15 protein-coding genes are annotated in these 15,910 nt (G+C 72.8%); 6 read left to right on the forward strand and 9 right to left on the reverse strand.

Translation table 11 applies throughout. From position 1 onward, the window contains the following. Window position 1 precedes the first annotated feature (1 nt). From ACQPZQ_RS42365 to ACQPZQ_RS42375, 3 genes are read right to left on the reverse strand one after another with little or no spacing between them, the layout of a single operon-like run. Entirely contained in the window at window positions 2-2,182 is a 2,181-nt protein-coding gene (locus ACQPZQ_RS42365; protein ID WP_433290100.1) for an FtsX-like permease family protein, read from the reverse strand. Beyond that, a complete protein-coding gene (locus ACQPZQ_RS42370; RefSeq protein ID WP_433290101.1) occupies window positions 2,182-2,964 on the reverse strand; it encodes an ABC transporter ATP-binding protein in 783 nt (260 codons plus the stop codon). Before ACQPZQ_RS42370 ends, ACQPZQ_RS42365 begins: the two co-directional genes overlap by 1 nt. Before the next feature lie 11 nt (window positions 2,965-2,975). Next, complete coding sequence (locus tag ACQPZQ_RS42375) at window positions 2,976-3,098, reverse strand: hypothetical protein (RefSeq protein ID WP_277398841.1); 123 nt, start codon at window positions 3,096-3,098, stop codon at window positions 2,976-2,978. 118 nt (window positions 3,099-3,216) lie between these two features. Here ACQPZQ_RS42375 and ACQPZQ_RS42380 point away from each other — a divergent pair, with 118 nt between their 5' ends. Next, on the forward strand, window positions 3,217-4,395 hold the full coding sequence (locus tag ACQPZQ_RS42380; RefSeq protein WP_433290102.1) for a sensor histidine kinase: 1,179 nt from the start codon (window positions 3,217-3,219) through the stop codon (window positions 4,393-4,395). Then, window positions 4,392-5,030: a response regulator gene (locus ACQPZQ_RS42385; RefSeq protein WP_433290103.1), complete on the forward strand. Its 639-nt coding sequence runs from the start codon at window positions 4,392-4,394 to the stop codon at window positions 5,028-5,030. Before ACQPZQ_RS42380 ends, ACQPZQ_RS42385 begins: the two co-directional genes overlap by 4 nt. A gap of 14 nt (window positions 5,031-5,044) precedes the next feature. Here ACQPZQ_RS42385 and ACQPZQ_RS42390 read toward each other — a convergent pair whose 3' ends face one another. Then, on the reverse strand, window positions 5,045-5,956 hold the full coding sequence (locus ACQPZQ_RS42390; protein ID WP_433290104.1) for a S1C family serine protease: 912 nt from the start codon (window positions 5,954-5,956) through the stop codon (window positions 5,045-5,047). A 62-nt stretch (window positions 5,957-6,018) separates the two neighbouring features. Continuing rightward, window positions 6,019-6,591: a peptide deformylase gene (locus ACQPZQ_RS42395; protein ID WP_433290105.1), complete on the reverse strand. Its 573-nt coding sequence runs from the start codon at window positions 6,589-6,591 to the stop codon at window positions 6,019-6,021. A 159-nt stretch (window positions 6,592-6,750) separates the two neighbouring features. Here ACQPZQ_RS42395 and ACQPZQ_RS42400 point away from each other — a divergent pair, with 159 nt between their 5' ends. Beyond that, the gene (locus ACQPZQ_RS42400) at window positions 6,751-7,056 is read left to right on the forward strand and encodes a DUF3263 domain-containing protein (RefSeq protein WP_241040174.1); all 306 of its coding nucleotides are present in this window, start codon (window positions 6,751-6,753) and stop codon (window positions 7,054-7,056) included. 54 nt (window positions 7,057-7,110) lie between these two features. Next, window positions 7,111-7,773: a LytR C-terminal domain-containing protein gene (locus tag ACQPZQ_RS42405; RefSeq protein ID WP_433290106.1), complete on the forward strand. Its 663-nt coding sequence runs from the start codon at window positions 7,111-7,113 to the stop codon at window positions 7,771-7,773. Between the two features lie 10 nt (window positions 7,774-7,783). Here the strand turns inward: ACQPZQ_RS42405 and ACQPZQ_RS42410 are convergent, their stop codons facing one another. From ACQPZQ_RS42410 to moeA, 4 genes are all read right to left on the reverse strand, one after another. After that, on the reverse strand, window positions 7,784-10,072 hold the full coding sequence (locus tag ACQPZQ_RS42410) for an AAA family ATPase (protein WP_433290107.1): 2,289 nt from the start codon (window positions 10,070-10,072) through the stop codon (window positions 7,784-7,786). Window positions 10,073-10,336: 264 nt separating this feature from the next. Then, entirely contained in the window at window positions 10,337-11,326 is a 990-nt protein-coding gene (locus ACQPZQ_RS42415) for a CDP-alcohol phosphatidyltransferase family protein (RefSeq protein ID WP_433290108.1), read from the reverse strand. Then, window positions 11,326-12,075, reverse strand: a complete 750-nt coding sequence (locus tag ACQPZQ_RS42420; protein ID WP_433290109.1) for a phosphatidylserine decarboxylase — start codon at window positions 12,073-12,075, stop codon at window positions 11,326-11,328. Before ACQPZQ_RS42420 ends, ACQPZQ_RS42415 begins: the two co-directional genes overlap by 1 nt. Window positions 12,076-12,472: 397 nt before the next feature. Further along, a complete protein-coding gene (gene moeA, locus ACQPZQ_RS42425) occupies window positions 12,473-13,699 on the reverse strand; it encodes a molybdopterin molybdotransferase MoeA (RefSeq protein ID WP_433290110.1) in 1,227 nt (408 codons plus the stop codon). A 102-nt stretch (window positions 13,700-13,801) separates the two neighbouring features. Between moeA and ACQPZQ_RS42430 the strand changes: the two genes are divergently transcribed. After that, window positions 13,802-14,005 carry a cold-shock protein gene (locus ACQPZQ_RS42430; RefSeq protein WP_241040170.1) on the forward strand — a complete coding sequence of 68 codons (204 nt, stop codon included), beginning with the start codon at window positions 13,802-13,804 and terminating at the stop codon, window positions 14,003-14,005. 255 nt (window positions 14,006-14,260) lie between these two features. Then, window positions 14,261-15,892, forward strand: a complete 1,632-nt coding sequence (gene groL, locus ACQPZQ_RS42435; protein ID WP_433290111.1) for a chaperonin GroEL — start codon at window positions 14,261-14,263, stop codon at window positions 15,890-15,892. Window positions 15,893-15,910: the final 18 nt, after the last annotated feature.

Consider the following 15,910-nt stretch of genomic DNA (forward strand, 5'->3'; position numbering starts at 1 on the left):
CTCACGCCTCCTGCAGGGCGCGGATCGGGGGCACCCGGCCCGCGCGGACGGCCGGCACGGTCGCCGCCAGCGCCGCCACCACCACGACCCCCACGACGAGCACCGCCAGCGACGGGAACGGCAACGCAGGCGGCCCCTCGGCGAGGTTGAGAACCTCCGCGCCGAATGCCCCGTAGACCGAGCCGATCACCGCTCCGATCACGGCGGCTCCCGCCCCGCTCAGCGCCGCCTCCCAGGCCACCATCGACCGGACGCCGCGCCGCGACAGCCCGACCGCACGCAGCAACCCCGTCTCCCGCGTCCGCTCGGTCACCGACAGCATCAGCGTGACGCCCACTCCCACCACGGCGACGAGGGCGGTCATCCCGACGAGCCCGAACCCGATCAGCTGCGCCGTCCCGAGCACGGAGTCCAGCTCGGCCCGCGCGTCTCCCGCGTACTGCACCATCAGCCCCTGCGTACCGCCCACACCCTGTTCGACGGCCGTGCGGGCCACGTCCTCGGACACGCCGGGGGCCGGGTTCACGAACACCGTGGGCCCGTCGGCGCGGACGGCGAGCCGGGGATCGGCGGTCAGCCGGGCGGCCAGCGACGCTGCGCTCCCGGCATTCGCGGCGCTGACCACGACATCGGCCGGGAACTGTTCCGCGAGGTTCCGCTCGGCCCCCGACCGTGTGGTCTGGATGCCGACCAGCAGCGCCGATGTCAAGCCGACGCCGAGCGCCAGCACGGAGATCGTCGCGGCGGTGCGCCGCGGCACCTGAGCGGCGTTGGCCACCGCGAGCCGGGCCGCGGCACCGCCGAGCGCGGCGAGCGGCCGTCCGGCCACGGCCACGATGCCCCGCACCAGCACGGGACCCGCGACGGCGAGCGCGGCGAACGCGACCATCCCGGAGAACGCCACGACGACCAGGGCGAGCGAGCCGTCGCCCGGCATGGTGAGTGCGAGTCCGGCGAGCCCACCCGCCACCACCGCAAGTGCGACGGCGACCGCGATCCGACGGCCGGCACGAGGGACACCGGTTTCCCCGGCGTCGGCCACGCCCAGCGCGGCCACGGGCGGGATCCGGGCCGCCGCCAGCGCGGGTGCCACGCCTGCCAGCACCGTCGCCAGTACGGCCACCAGGAGCACACCGGCGAGCCCCGGCCACCACACCACCAGGCCCGGAGCACTCTCCGCGCCGAACGCCCGCATCGCGGCGAGCAGCCCGTAGCCCGCGAGGAGTGCGATACCCAGACCCAGCACACCGGCCACCAGGCCCGTGACGACCGCCTCGACGAGCACCGCTCGCACCACCTGCTCGCGCCTGGCTCCCACGCACCGCAGCAGGGCCATCTGCGTGCGCCGCTGGGTGAGCACGATCCGGAAGGTCGACGCGACGACGACGGCTCCCGCGACGACGGCCAGACCCGCGAACACCCCGACTCCCGCGAGCACGGCCGTCACCGAAGCCGACGCGTCCTCGACCTCGGCCGCACGCTGCTCCGCGCCGGTTCGCACCGCGGCGGGCACGCCGAGGGCTGCCGCGACGCGGCCGGACAACGCCGCGGCGTCCGCCCCCGGAGCCGCAGCGACGTCCACCTGGTCGAGCGAGCCGCCGAGCCCCGCCACCGTGTCGGGAGTGGCAAAGAGGGTGTTGATCGCACTGTCCGGCAGCGGCACCACGCCGGTCACCGTGACGGTTCGCGGCCCCGCGTCGCCCGCGTCCACCGTGACCGTGCGCCCCGGCGCGAGGCCGGTGCGTGTGGCCGTGGTCTCGCCCACAGCGACCTCGTCCGGACCCGCGGGAAGCCTGCCTTGCAGGAGAGGTTCGGTCAGCCGGGTGAGGGGACCGCCCATCGGATCCGACGCGAGGTGCCACGTCGTGGCCGAACCGGCGCCGCTCACCGTCGGGTAGGCCGCCCAGACGCCGACGGCGTCCGTGACCCCGTCCACCGCGGCCACCCGGGCCACGAGGTCCGCACCACGGGCGTCCTCGGGCATGCGCTGTGGCAGCACCACGGCCGCGGTGGTTTCGGGCGTCTTCTCGACGGTCGTCGTGAGATACGCGCGCAGCGTCTCGCCGAGCAGGAACGTGCCGGCGGCGAAGACCGTGGCGACCGTGATCGCGAGCCCGGTGAGCAGCAGCCGCCCCGGCCTGCGACGAGTCTCGGTGAGCAGCGTCGCCGCGACGGCGGCCATCACACACCCGCCCGGGGGCCGGAGAGCGCGGACAGTGCGGACAGGACGGACTCCGGACGCGGTTCGGGAAGCCAGCCGGCAACGGTGCCGTCCCGCAGCAGGACCACCTCATCGGCGAACGAGGCCGCCACGGGGTCGTGCGTCACCATGACGACCGTCTGGCCGAGTTCGCGTACCGAGGTACGCAGCAGGTGCAGCAGTTCGTGGCCACTGGCGGTGTCCAGGTTGCCGGTCGGCTCGTCGGCGAAGATCACCTCGGGCCGGCCCAGCAGGGCCCTCGCCACCGCCACCCGTTGCTGCTGCCCGCCGGAGAGCTGGGTGGGGCGGTGCGTGAGGCGGTCGGCGATACCGAGCAGGCCGACGAGGTGGTCACGCCACGCCCGGTCGGGACGGCGGCCCGCGAGCCGCGCGGGCAGGTCGATGTTCTGTTCGGCGGTCAGCTGAGGTAGCAGGTTGAAGGCCTGGAACACGAACCCGATCCGGTCCCGGCGCAGGGCCGTCAGCTGAGCGTCGCTGCACGTGCCGAGGTCGGTGTCCCCGAGCAGGACGTGGCCGGACGTGGCGGTGTCCAGCCCGGCGAGCAGGTGCATCAGCGTGGACTTGCCGGAGCCGGACGGCCCCATGATCGCGGTGAAGCGCGCGGCAGGCACCGTCAGGTCCACCCCGTCCAGCGCACGGACGGCGGCGTCGCCGCGACCGTGCACCTTCACGAGGCCGATCGCACGAGCTGCGGGGCGCAGGTGGCGGGCCGCGACCGGGGCGGGGCGGCCCGTCGCGGGCATCGACGGATGGGTCACCGCCGTCCCCCCGGGGTGCCGAGGCTCTCCAGCAGCGGCAGCGCCGCCATCAACGCGAGGACGAGGAGGCCTGCCGTCCACGCCGCGGTGCCGAGCACCGCTCCGATCAGGTCCGTCATGGTCGCAACGATCTCTGCGGACGGGCCCTGCGCACCTCGTCCGGAGGACGGAACCGGACGGAGCGGCCTCGTACTTCTGGCCGAGGGGACGGGCGCCCGTGCGCAATAGGCTCGCCTCATGATCCGCCTGCTCCGCTGGTTCCGGCGGAACGCCGGGCTCATCGCAGAGGTCACCGCCTACGCGCTGTGGCTCGTGCCCGATTCGCTCCTCGCCTACAACACCGGCAACGTCGTGACCATCATCGCGAGCCTGCTCATACCCGGGATCGTCCTGCTGCGCAGGCGTCCGGGTGCGGATCTGGTCACCGTCGCGGTGCTCGCCGTGGGTGCCTCGCTCGCGATCTCGGCCCTTGCCATGACCCCGGCGGTGACCCTGCTGGGATTCGGGATCGGCCCCCAGTTCTACTTCTCCTTCACGGAGCTGCTGGCGCTCGCCGTCCTCGTCGTCGCCGTGCTGCGCCAGTGCGAGCTACGCCGGGCCCTTCTGCTCACCGCGGCCGCCGCGGTGGCGATCGTCGCGTCGCCGCTCACCCGCTTCGACGGCACCGATGCCCGTGCGCTCAGCCTGCCCTGCGCGCTCGGATGGGGCGGGGCCGTCGCCATCGGGCTGGTGCTGCGCGAGGTCGAGACGCGCCGGCGGGCCGCACTCGCGGACGTCCGGTCGGCGGAGCGGATGGAGCTCGCCCGGGAGCTGCACGACGTGGTGGCCCACCACGTCACGGGCATCGTCGTCGCAGCGCAGGCCGCCTCGGTCGTGGCCCGCCGCTCACCCGACGACGTCGACCGGGCGCTCGCCGCGATCGAGGTGGCAGGCACGGACGCGCTGGCCGCGATGCGCCGGATGGTCGGAGTGCTACGCGGTCAGGACGCCGAGGCCACGCGCACACCGGGTGCCGAGCTGCGCGAGGTCCGCACCCTCGTCGACCGGTTCGACCCGGAGTCCCGGCTCGTCCGGCTCACCACCGCGCCAGGGCTGGAGCAAGCCGTGCTCCCGGCCGGGGTCGCCGCCACCGGGTACCGGGTGGTGCAGGAGGCTTTGACCAACGTCCGCAGACACGCTCCGGACGCGACTGCTGTGGAGGTGGACGTCCGGATGCGTGAGGAGGCTCTGCTGGTGTCGGTGCGCAACGACGGTGTGCCCGCGGCCGGGGTGGTGCCCCGTGCCGGCTCCAGCGGCTTCGGGCTGGCCGGCATGGCCGAACGGGTCGGAGCGCTCGACGGGACGCTGACCGCGGGACCGACGGCGCCCGGCGTCTGGACGGTCTCGGCCCGGCTGCCGCTGCGGGGCGCCCGGTGATCCGAGTCGTGCTCGCCGACGACCAGGAGATGGTGCGCACCGGCTTCCGGCTGATCCTGTCCGCCGAGGACGGCGTCGAGGTGGTCGGCGAGGCCGGCACCGGCGTGGACGCGGTCGCGCGCACCCGCGCGCTGCGGCCGGACGTGGTGCTGATGGACATCCGCATGCCCGAGCTGGACGGGCTCGAGGCCACCCGCGCGCTGATGAGCGACCCCACGCCGCCGCGGATCGTCGTCGTCACGACGTTCGACCTCGACGAGTACGTGTACGGCGCCCTGCGTGCCGGCGCCTGTGGGTTCCTGCTCAAGGACGCCGGACCGCGGCTGCTCGTGGAGGCGGTGCGGGCCGCAGCGGCGGGCGACGCGCTCGTGTCCCCGTCGGTCACCGTGCGGCTGCTCAAGCACCTGGCAGGCCGGCCGGCAGGCGGATCGGCGTTGCGCGATCCGCTGTCCCCCCGCGAGCTCGACGTCGTACGGGCCGTCGCCCGCGGCCGCACGAACGCCGAGATCGCGGCGGAGCTGTTCGTCTCGCTCTCCACGGTGAAGACGCACCTGACGAACGTGCAGAGCAAGCTGGCCGCCCGTAACCGCGTGGAGATCGCCGCGTGGGCGTGGGAGCACGGCTACGTGGGCTGATCCCCGGAGCGTCCTCAGCGCAGCTCGGTGGGAACCGCGACGACGTCGACCATGGCTCCGTTGCGCAGCACGGTGACCGGGAGCGGCACCCCGATCGCGTCGCCGAAGAGCTGGCGCTGGATGCCCTGCGCGTCCTGTACCGGGCGACGGCCGACGTCGAGCACCAGGTCACCGGCCCGCAGCCCGGCGTGTGCTGCCGGGCTGCCGCCGATCACCTCGACGAGCCGTAGCCCGCTGCGGCGGCTGTACCGCTCGGCGACCGAGGCCGGCACGGGGGCAGGCGCGCCGACGACGCCGAGGTAGGCGCGCCGCACGCGTCCGTCCGCGAGAAGGGTGGCGACGATCTGCCGGGTGGTCGCGTTGACCGGCACGGCCAGCCCGAGGCCGACGCCCGCGACTGCCGTGTTGATCCCGACGACGCGCGCGTGGCTGTCGGCGAGCGCGCCGCCGGAGTTGCCGGGGTTGAGCGCCGCGTCGGTCTGGATGACGTCCTCCACCACCCGGCCTGCGCTCCCGCTGCGGGTGGGCAGCGCCCGCCCGAGCGCGCTCACGACACCCGCCGTGACGGAACCGGCCAGGCCGAGCGGGTTGCCGACGGCCACCACGAGCTGGCCGACGACGAGCTGGTCGGCGTCGCCGAGCTGCACCGGCTGCGGCAGGTCACCCGGCTCGACGGCGCGCAGCACCGCGAGGTCGGAGAGCGGGTCGGTGCCCACGACCATCACGTCGGTCTGGGTTCCGTCGACGAAGTCGGCCCTGCCCCGGTGCGCATCACCGACCACGTGGGCGTTGGTCACCAGCACCCCGTCGGCGTCGACGAGCACCGCCGAGCCGCTGCCACGACCGGTGCGGATGGCCGCGACGCGCCCGGTGAGCTCGGCAGCCACCGCGCTGACCGTGCGGGAGTAGGAGTCCAGCTCGTCCACGGCGACCTCCTTCTGCTTACAGTTTTGCAGAAGAAGGAACGTAAGTCTGCCTTTACGTGTTCCTACACGTCCTCGGCCTGCTGGGAGGCGGGATCCCACTCCAGCCCGGGCACGCCCCAGCCCGTGTGCTTGAGCATCTTGCGGGCGGCACGCTGGTTGCGGCCCACGAGCCGGTCCAGGTAGATCACGCCGTCGAGGTGGTCGGTCTCGTGCTGCAGGCAGCGGGCCAGAAAGCCGCGCCCCTCCACCTCGACCGGCGCCCCGTCGAGGTCCACGCCGGTGACACGGGCCCACTCCGCGCGGCCCGTCGGGAAGTGCTCGCCGGGCACGGAGAGGCAGCCCTCCTCATCGTCCTCCGGGTCGGGCATCGTCTCGGGCCGCTCCGACGTCTCCAGCACCGGGTTGACGACGACCCCGCGCACCCTCTCGCGCCGTTCCTCGTCAGGGCAGTCGTAGACGAACAGCCGCAGGTCGACCCCGATCTGGTTGGCCGCGAGGCCGACGCCTTCGGCCGCCGCCATCGTCTCGAACATGTCCTCGACGAGCGCCTTCAACCCGTCGTCGAAGACCTCGACGCGACGGGTCGGCGTGTGCAGGACGGGGTCACCGATGATGCGGATGGGTCGTACGGCCACGTTCGCCGACATTAGTCGGAAGCCCATCACTGATCGTCGGTCCACTCCACCGGGTGGTGCGTGCCTCCCCGGTTCTCGTCGGTCCATCGTGGTTGAATGGCCGCCGCGAATGACAGGCATGTGATTCGCAGTTCGCGAGGCCGGCCAGCAAGGAGCGTGATGGAGTCCGCCATCGGACCCAGCGGAGAGTCCTCGACCGGAAGCGCCCATCGGGAGCTGGACCGCAGGGAGCGCGAGATCCTCGCCTTCGAGGGCCAGTGGTGGAAGTACGCCGGTGCGAAGGAACAGGCTATCCGCGAGCTGTTCGACATGTCGGCCACCCGCTACTACCAGGTGCTCAACGCGCTGATCGACAAGCCGGAGGCACTCGCGGCCGACCCACTGCTGGTGCGGAGGCTCCGTCGGCTGCGCACCAGCCGCCAGCGCACTCGCGCGGCGCGTCGGCTGGGCATGGAGCCGTGGTAGAGGCACCATGATCGCCCCGGCCTGATTGGAACTAACCCCCCACCGGAGGCATACGTGACCTCACCCGCTTCGTCAGGGGGCCCGTCTCCGCTGCGAATCGGCGGTCTCGCGCTGATCGGGATCGGGATCATCGCCGGCGTCGTCGGACTCGCCACCTACGCCACCGGCGGGGGCGGCTCCGGCAGCGACCAGCAGGCTGCCCCGCCTCCCCTGTCCACACAGGTCAGCATCACCCCGGAGCCGAGCGCGCCGGCCGTGCCACAGGCCACCCCCACTCCGGCGGCCTCCGCCCCGGCAGCCCCGGCCCCCACCAGCCTGGCCACCGTCCCCGTGCCGTCCTTCACCCCCACTCCCACGAGCGCACCCGGCGGTAATGCGTCGTCCTCCCAGGCCGGCGCCGACTCGGGCGGCACGAGCAGAACCGGCGCCGTCCGCGCACCGGTGCGGGTCTACAACAACAGCACCATCACCGGGCTCGCCGCACGCGCCGCCGCCGACTTCCGCAACGCCGGCTGGCAGGTCGAAGAGGTCGGCAACTACCCGTCGGGGATCATCCCGACCAGCACCGTCTACTACCGGCCGGGCACGAGTGAGCAGCAGGCGGCACAGGCCCTCGCCGACCAGTTCTCACTCCGCGTCGAGCCGCGGTTCTCGGGCCTGGACGAGGCGAGCCCGGGGCTGATCGTCATCGCCACCAACGACTACCAGGGCCGTTGACGAACCTCCGTCAGGACTGACGGCGGTCGGCGTAGGCCTCCAGGGCCGCCACCTGCTCGGGGTCGAGCGACGGCGGAACAGCGGCCCGGGCTGCGGCGATGTGCGCACCCGTCACCACGGCCGCGTCGAGCGACTCCCGCATCGCCGCGAGCGCGGCCTCGCGCAGCACGGCGGCGCAGTCGGCCGCCGAGTAGCCGTCGAGCTCCTCGCCGAGGGCGTCGAGGTCGACGTCGTCGGCCAGCGGGATGTTCCTCCCGGACGCGCGCAGGATCTCGGCGCGCGCGGCGGCGTCCGGCGGCGGGACGTACACCAGCCGCTCCAGCCGGCCCGGCCGCAGCAGCGCAGGGTCGATCAGCTCCGGCCGGTTCGTGGCGCCGACGACGATCACGTCGCGCAACGGCTCCGCCCCGTCCAGTTCGGTGAGCAGCGCGGCGACCACCCGGTCGGCCACCCCTGAGTCGGACGACTGGCCGCGCCGCGGCGCCAGCGCGTCCACCTCGTCGAGGAACACGAGGGCGGGCGCCGCGTCCGCCGCCTTGCGGAACAGCTCCCGCACCGCGCGCTCCGACTCGCCGACGTACTTGTCGAGCAGCTCCGCACCCTTCACAGCGAGCACGTTGAGCTGCCCGGTGCCGGCCAGCGCGCGCAGCAGGAACGTCTTCCCACCGCCGGGCGGCCCGTAGACGAGCACTCCACGGGGAGCGGCGACGCCGAGGCGGGCGAACGAGTCGGGGTACTGCAGCGGCCAGAGCACCGCCTCGGTGAGCGCCTGCTTGACCTCGACCATGTCGCCCACCTGGTCGAGCGTGATCCCGCCGGTCTGGAGGGTGTCCGACGACGACATGGAGATCGGCCGCACGGAGGCCACCGCATCGAGCAGGTCCTGCTGGCAGATGCGGGGCTCCCCGTCACCGGCGTGGCGCAGCGCAGCCTGCACGGCGGCCTCCCGGCGCGCCGCGACGAGGTCGGCGGCGACGAAGCCGGGGGTGCGCTCGGCGACCGTCTTCAGGTCCACGCCGTCGGCCAGCGGCACGGCGGACAGCAGCCGGCGCAGGAGCTCGGTGCGGGTGCGCAGGTCGGGGAGCGCCAGCCCGAGTTCCCGGTCGACGAGATCGGGGGCCCGCAGCCGCGGATCGACCGACTCCGGCGACGCCGTCGTGGCGACCAGTGCGAGCCCACGCGTCTCGACCGCCTCCCGCAGCGCGCCGAGGACGATCGTGGCGAGCGGGGGCGGGGAGGCAGCGGGGAGCAGGGCGTCGACGTCGGTGACCACCAGCACGGTCCGCGAGCCCGCCAGCGCCGCGGCCCGCGCCGAGCCGATCACGTCGTGCACCCGCTGGGATGCGGCGCCCGCCTCGAGCGCGGCGACACCCGGCGCCGCGAGCTCCACGCAGGACGCACCGACCGCGGCGGCCGTGCTGCGTGCCAGCGTCAGCTTGCCGACGCCCTCGGGGCCGGTGAGGAGCACCCCGAGCCGGGCGGAGCCACCGAGGCGGGTGAGCAGGTCCGGCCGATCGAGGGTCAGCTCCAGCCATTCGACGAGCCGGCGGGCCGCGTCGGTGTTGCCGACCAGGTCCTCGACGGCGACCGCGGGCTCGGCGGCCTCCTGCTGGGTCACCGCAACGGGCTCCGGCGTGCGTCGTGCGCCTGCGGCGGCCGCGGCTCCCGACGGCCGCGATGACGCCGTCTCCGCGCCCCGAGCGGACCCGCCCGTCCCCTGGACCGGAACGCCGGTCGCCGGGCCGCCTTCCCAACCCACAACCGTGCTCGGCTGCACGGCCACCGCTCCCGCCGGTTCCACCGTGGCCACGGTGAGCAGCTCCGTTGTCCACGCGCTGCCCAGCGCCCCCGCGACGCGGCGGCGGGCCGTGCCCACGTCGAGGCCGGGCAGGGGCTCGACGTCCTGGGGCAGCAGCGAGACGGCGTCGCCGCCGGTGACGACCTTGCCCAGCAGGGCGAGCCGCACGACCTCGGGCGTCAGGGCAGCACGGGCGAGGCGGGAGCCGGTGAGCAGCACCCGGCGGGCGGACTCGACCGCCGCCGGAGCCACCACGACCGGCGCACCGTCGGACAGCCCGGCGTTGGAGAGAGTGACGTCGTCCAGGGTCGCCTGACCGGCCGGCCCGTCGATCGGGGCCACGAGCGCCGTCGTCACGCGGGCTCCGGTGAGGGTCACGGCCTCCCACGAGCGCAGACCCAGCGCGTCGATGACCTCGGGATGCAGCCGGACGACGCCACGCCTGGCGTCCGTGGCGGACGCGGCGAGCCGGGCGACGAGAGTGATCGAGGGGGCGCTCACAAGCTGAACGCTAGCGCCGAGGAAACGAGGTCGTCTTACCCGCCTCCGGCGCCCAGACGGCGCCTCGCGGCGTTGTCGTCGGCCCCGATACAACAGCGGTATCGGCGCCTCCTCCGCCTTGCGATCCATCCGTCTGGACACCGGATCCGGGCAAGGAACCTCGTTTCCGCGACGCTAGCGCCCCCGCACCCCACGAAATCGCGGAGCCGTAGTGCTGTCCTGGGCGGTTGCCGGACAGCGCTACGGCTCCGAAGTGTCGGCTTCTCAGCGGCGGCGGACTCTGCGGAGGCCCAGGCGCAGCCTGTTGCGCGGCACCTGGGCCGGGCCGGGTGCCCGGCCGTTCGGCATCCGGCGCTGCATCGCCCCGGCGGGGTCGTCGCCGAAGCGGCGCACGGCACGGGCCATGGCGCTGGCGCGGCCCGCCACGCGGCGGCGCAGCGGGGAGCGCAGCCCGAGCCTGCGTGCGGAGCGCGCCGCACGGGCGACGGCGCGGCGTTCCCGCACCGGCACGCCCCAGGCCTCGGGATGCCGGGTGAGCCACCGGTGCAGGTAGCCGCTGTAGGGGATCAACCCGAGGTACAGCACGGCGACGATCGCCAGACCCAGGAACGGTGCCGTGATCAGCAACGCGGCGGCGATGCCGACCAGCACCAGCAGCGGAGCGATGTACTTCTGCGGCACCCGCACGGTCTTGAACGACAGTGTCGGCAGCCTGCTCACCATCAGCGCGGCCACGGCCAGCGCCCACAGCCCCACGAGCAGCGGAGCCGACCACCACCCGGGCCCGAAGTGCAGGGTGAGGTAGAGCGGAAGGCCCGCCGACAGTGCCGCCGCGGGGGCCGGCACCCCGACGAAGAACTCCTTGGTGAAGGGGTACTCGTCCTCGACGTCGATGAGGGTGTTGAACCGGGCCAGTCGCAGGGCCATGCAGACGGCGAAGACCAGCGCGACGATCCAGCCGAACCGGCTGCCCTCCAGCGCCCAGATGTAGAGGACCAGTGCCGGGGCGACGCCGAACGACACCAGGTCGGCCAACGAGTCGAGCTCGGCACCGATCCGGGTGCTGGCGTCGAGCAGCCGGGCCAGCCTGCCGTCGAGCGCGTCGCACAGGGCGGCGGCGCCGACCGCGGCGGTGCACAGCTCGAACCGGCCGCTCAGCGCGAAGTACACCGCCGAGAGCCCGGCGCAGAGGGCCAGGACCGTGACGGCGTTCGGCAGCAGCCGGATGCCGGCGTTGTATGCGGGGGCGGGCATCAGGACCCCCCGGTGGGAAGCTCGGCCAGCACGGTCTCGCCGCCGATCGTGCGCTGCCCGACGGCGACGGTGACCCGCGAGCCCGGGGGCAGGTAGACGTCCACGCGCGAGCCGAACCGGATGAGGCCGTAGGTCTCGCCCGCTGCCACCTCGGTGCCGGGACGGACGTCGCAGACGATGCGGCGCGCGAGCAGCCCCGCGATCTGCACCACCCCGAGCCGGACGCCGGCGGTGGTCTCCAGCAGCAACGCGTTGCGCTCGTTGTCCTCGCTGGCCTTGTCGAGATCGGCGGACAGGAATCGGCCCGGCCGGTACTCGACGGCGAGCACGCGCCCGTCGGCCGGGATTCGCTGCACGTGCACGTCGAGCACGGACAGGAAGACGCTGACGCGGGGAGCCGCAATTCGGGGCAGGTCCAGTTCCGGCGGCGGCAGCACATCGGAGACGGTGGCCACGGTGCCGTCGGCAGCCGAGAGCGCCACGCCGTCGAGCGGCGGCCGGACCCGGCGCGGATTACGGAAGAAGGCGGCGGTGGCGCCGGCGGCGATCGCGCCCGCCACGGCGCCGCGGCCGGTGACGGCGCGCACTAGTGCTGCAGCGACGGCCACGCCCGCCACCAGCGGGCGGCCTCCGGGATGCATGGGGGGCACAGCGGCCCTGATCAGCCCGGCGACGTGCGGCAACGACAGTCCTGCAGGGGACGACGCAGAGGGGGAGGCCCCGGGATGGGCCCCGGTTCGGTCGGGCATGGGGGCTGGTCGGCTCCTCCGGATGGTGACACGCGACGGTCGCTGCGGCGGCTACGGTACGCGAAGGCAGTTCGTCACCGTGTGCCACACTGCCGTCACCGGAGTGGGGTTCGGCGGAAAGCAAAGGGCCGGGGCCGTCATCCCCCGAGACGACGACCCCGGCCGTGGAACCGCTCGTCCGCTCCCCAGCGACGGGCGGTAGGTCTTTGCGAAGCGACCCCGGTCTCCCCGGGTCGTTCTCCAAGTATCCCCGAGTACCCAATCGATCGTCCACATCACAGCCCCCTAAAGCCTGTGATGTGCACCGATCGGCCGAACACCCAATCAGTAAGACGTCGTGGCGGCGGAAATTGTTGCCTCTCTAGTGCGTGACCTACGTCACATTCTAAGCACTGGATCAGGGCTCGAGCAACCACAGCTCCACAGCGGCGCCCGCGTCGAGTTCCGTCACGTCCTCCGGTACGACCACCAGACAGTCCGCCCTGGCCAAGGAGCCGAGCATGTGTGAGGCCGATGTCCCGACCTCCTGCACGGTGCCCTCGACCGCGTCGAGGAGGCCTCGGCGGTACTGACGGCGGCCCGCCGGAGACCGCCAGTGCTCACTCAGCGTGGCCGTCACGAGGGGCCGTTCGGGGTGCGGATGCCCGAACGAGGCACGCAGTGCGGGACGGACGAACACCTCGAACGACACCTGTGTGCTGACCGGGTTGCCCGGCAACGTCACCACGCAGACCCCGCCCAGCTCGGCGACCCGGCCGGCACCCTGCGGCCCACCCGGCTGCATCGCCACCCTGCCGAACTCGACGCCCCGCTCCGTGAACGCGTCGCGCACCACCTCATAGGCTCCGGCGCTCACGCCGCCCGAGGTCAGAACCAGATCGACCTGCCCGGCATCAAGCCGTTGCCGGAGGCGGTCGAGGAATTGTTCGACGTCGTCCGGCACGAACCGCAACAGCTCCGCCTCCCCACCCGCGTCCTCGACGGCGGCGGCCAGCATCGGCCCGTTCGATTCGTATATCTGTCCCTGTTGCAGTTCCGTGCCCGGGGCCACCAGTTCGGAACCGGTGGACAGCACGAGCACTTTGGGACGCCTGCGCACCGACACCGTGGCGCAGCCCACAGCGGCCGCCACCCCGATCTGCGCCGGGCCGAGCACCGTGCCGGCCCGCAGGACGGCATCGCCCGCCCGCACGTCCTCGCCCGCATACCGGACGTACGCGCCCGGCTTCGGCACCGCGGTGACCCGCACCGTGCTGGTACCGGCGTCGGTGTCCTCCACGGGCACCACGGCATCGGCACCGGCAGGAAGTGCCGCCCCCGTCATGATCCGGTGTGCGGTGCCGGGCTCGAGCGGCGGGACGTCGAGCCGCCCGGCCGGGATGTCGGCGCCCACGGGCAGCTCCACCGGTTCGCCGTCACCGTTGCCGATCAGTTCGGCGGCGCGCACCGCGTACCCGTCCATCGCGGAGTTGTCGAAGGAGGGCAGCGACACGGCGGCCACGACGTCGGACGCGAGCACCCGGCCCCTGGCCTGCGCAATCAGGACGTCCTCCGCCGGCATCGGCGGCAGCAGCGCGGCAACAGCCGCGCGATGCTCTTCTACGGTCCTCCGGAAGCTCGCCACAGACGCATCCTGCCCGACCACTCCACCGATTCTCGTGAGGGCGCAGGGGCCGGTTTTTGGGTAGCGTCGAGTCCATAGATCGGCGAGGAACATGGAGGTGCCGTGGCTCAGGGCACGGTCAAGTGGTTCAACGCGGAGAAGGGCTTCGGCTTCATCGCCACCGACGGTGGGCCGGACGTCTTCGTCCACTACAGCGCGATCCAGGCAGACGGTTTCCGGACGCTGGACGAGGGCGACCGCGTGGAGTTCGAGACGACGGCGGGTCGGGACGGGCGCAGCCAGGCCGACGCAGTACGTCGTATCTGAGGCGCGCCGCAAGCTCGGTGACGTCAGCGGGGGGATCGGTCGAACCGGTCCCCCCGACTCATTTCGGCTCTTCCGATCACGTTCGGGCGACGTTGCACTCGACAGGTGCGAGTGCTAGAACCGGACTGGCACTCGGCACGGTAGAGTGCCAGATGTCGAGCGGGTGAGACCGGCGCAGGGTTGTCGGTCGTCCGTCGCGGGCGCCGGGCTCGACGCGAGACTTTCGTGTCATCCCAATCGGAGGACAACACCCCCATGGCGAAGATGATCGCTTTCGACGAGGAGGCGCGCCGCGGGCTCGAGCGCGGCATGAACACCCTCGCCGACGCTGTCAAGGTGACGCTGGGCCCGCGTGGTCGCAACGTCGTCCTGGAGAAGAAGTGGGGCGCGCCCACCATCACCAACGATGGTGTGTCGATCGCCAAGGAGATCGAGCTCGAGGACCCGTGGGAGAAGATCGGGGCCGAGCTGGTCAAGGAAGTTGCCAAGAAGACCGACGACATCGCGGGTGATGGCACCACCACCGCGACGGTCCTGGCGCAGGCGCTGGTCCGTGAGGGTCTGCGCAACGTGGCTGCGGGTGCGAACCCGATGGCGCTCAAGCGGGGCATCGAGAAGGCCGTGGAGGCCGTTTCGCAGCAGCTGCTGAAGACCGCCAAGGAGGTCGAGACCAAGGAGCAGATCGCTGCTACCGCCTCGATCTCGGCGGCTGACTCCACGATCGGTGAGCTGATCGCCGAGGCGATGGACAAGGTCGGCAAGGAAGGCGTGATCACGGTCGAGGAGTCCCAGACCTTCGGTCTGGAGCTCGAGCTCACCGAGGGCATGCGCTTCGACAAGGGCTACATCTCGCCCTACTTCGTCACCGACGCCGAGCGCATGGAGGCGGAGCTCGAGGACCCCTACATCCTCCTGGTCAGCTCCAAGATCTCCACCGTCAAGGACCTGCTCCCGCTGCTGGAGAAGGTCATGCAGGGCGGCAAGCCGCTCGCGATCATCTCCGAGGACGTCGAGGGCGAGGCCCTGGCCACCCTGGTCGTCAACAAGATCCGCGGCACCTTCAAGTCCGTTGCCGTCAAGGCCCCGGGCTTCGGTGACCGCCGCGAGGCGATGCTGGCCGACATGGCCATCCTCACCGGTGGCGAGGTCATCTCGGAGAAGGTCGGTCTCAAGCTGGAGAACGCCGACCTGTCGCTGCTGGGCCGTGCCCGCAAGGTCGTGGTCACCAAGGACGAGACCACCATCGTCGACGGTGCCGGCGACGCCGACCAGATCGCGGGCCGGGTCAACCAGATCCGCGCCGAGATCGAGCGCACCGACTCCGACTACGACCGCGAGAAGCTCCAGGAGCGCCTGGCCAAGCTCGCCGGTGGTGTCGCGGTGATCAAGGCCGGTGCGGCCACCGAGGTCGAGCTCAAGGAGCGCAAGCACCGCATCGAGGACGCCGTTCGCAACGCGAAGGCGGCCGTCGAGGAGGGCATCGTCGCCGGCGGCGGCGTGGCACTCATCCAGGCCGGTGCCGGCCTGTTCGAGGGCCTGGGCCTGGACGGTGACGAGGCCACCGGCGCCAACATCGTCAAGGTTGCGCTGGAGGCCCCGCTCAAGCAGATCGCGGTCAACGCCGGCCTCGAGGGTGGTGTCGTCGCGGAGAAGGTGCGCGGCCTCAACCCGGGCGAGGGCCTGGACGCGGCCACCGGTGAGTACAAGGACCTGATCAAGGCCGGCATCATCGACCCGGCCAAGGTCACCCGCTCGGCGCTGCAGAACGCGGCCTCGATCGCGGCCCTGTTCCTCACCACCGAGGCCGTCATCGCCGACAAGCCGGAGAAGAACCCGGCCCCGGTCGGCGGCGACCCGTCGGGCGGCATGGGCGGCATGGACTTCTGAGTCCGTCCCACCCCGCAG

This window comes from Pseudonocardia sp. CA-142604 (genome assembly GCF_050948475.1).
Taxonomy (GTDB): domain Bacteria; phylum Actinomycetota; class Actinomycetes; order Mycobacteriales; family Pseudonocardiaceae; genus Pseudonocardia; species Pseudonocardia alaniniphila.

What these genes read in the sequence shown, in the direction of transcription:
- ACQPZQ_RS42370 (WP_433290101.1), bottom strand. Translation starts at nt 2,964, where the DNA reads ATGCCCGCGACGGGCCGCCCCGCCCCGGTCGCGGCCCGCCACCTGCGC.
- ACQPZQ_RS42365 (WP_433290100.1), bottom strand. Translation starts at nt 2,182, where the DNA reads ATGGCCGCCGTCGCGGCGACGCTGCTCACCGAGACTCGTCGCAGGCCG.
- groL (WP_433290111.1), top strand. Translation starts at nt 14,261, where the DNA reads ATGGCGAAGATGATCGCTTTCGACGAGGAGGCGCGCCGCGGGCTCGAG.
- ACQPZQ_RS42400 (WP_241040174.1), top strand. Translation starts at nt 6,751, where the DNA reads ATGGAGTCCGCCATCGGACCCAGCGGAGAGTCCTCGACCGGAAGCGCC.
- ACQPZQ_RS42375 (WP_277398841.1), bottom strand. Translation starts at nt 3,098, where the DNA reads ATGACGGACCTGATCGGAGCGGTGCTCGGCACCGCGGCGTGGACGGCA.
- ACQPZQ_RS42380 (WP_433290102.1), top strand. Translation starts at nt 3,217, where the DNA reads ATGATCCGCCTGCTCCGCTGGTTCCGGCGGAACGCCGGGCTCATCGCA.
- ACQPZQ_RS42420 (WP_433290109.1), bottom strand. Translation starts at nt 12,075, where the DNA reads ATGCCCGACCGAACCGGGGCCCATCCCGGGGCCTCCCCCTCTGCGTCG.
- ACQPZQ_RS42415 (WP_433290108.1), bottom strand. Translation starts at nt 11,326, where the DNA reads ATGCCCGCCCCCGCATACAACGCCGGCATCCGGCTGCTGCCGAACGCC.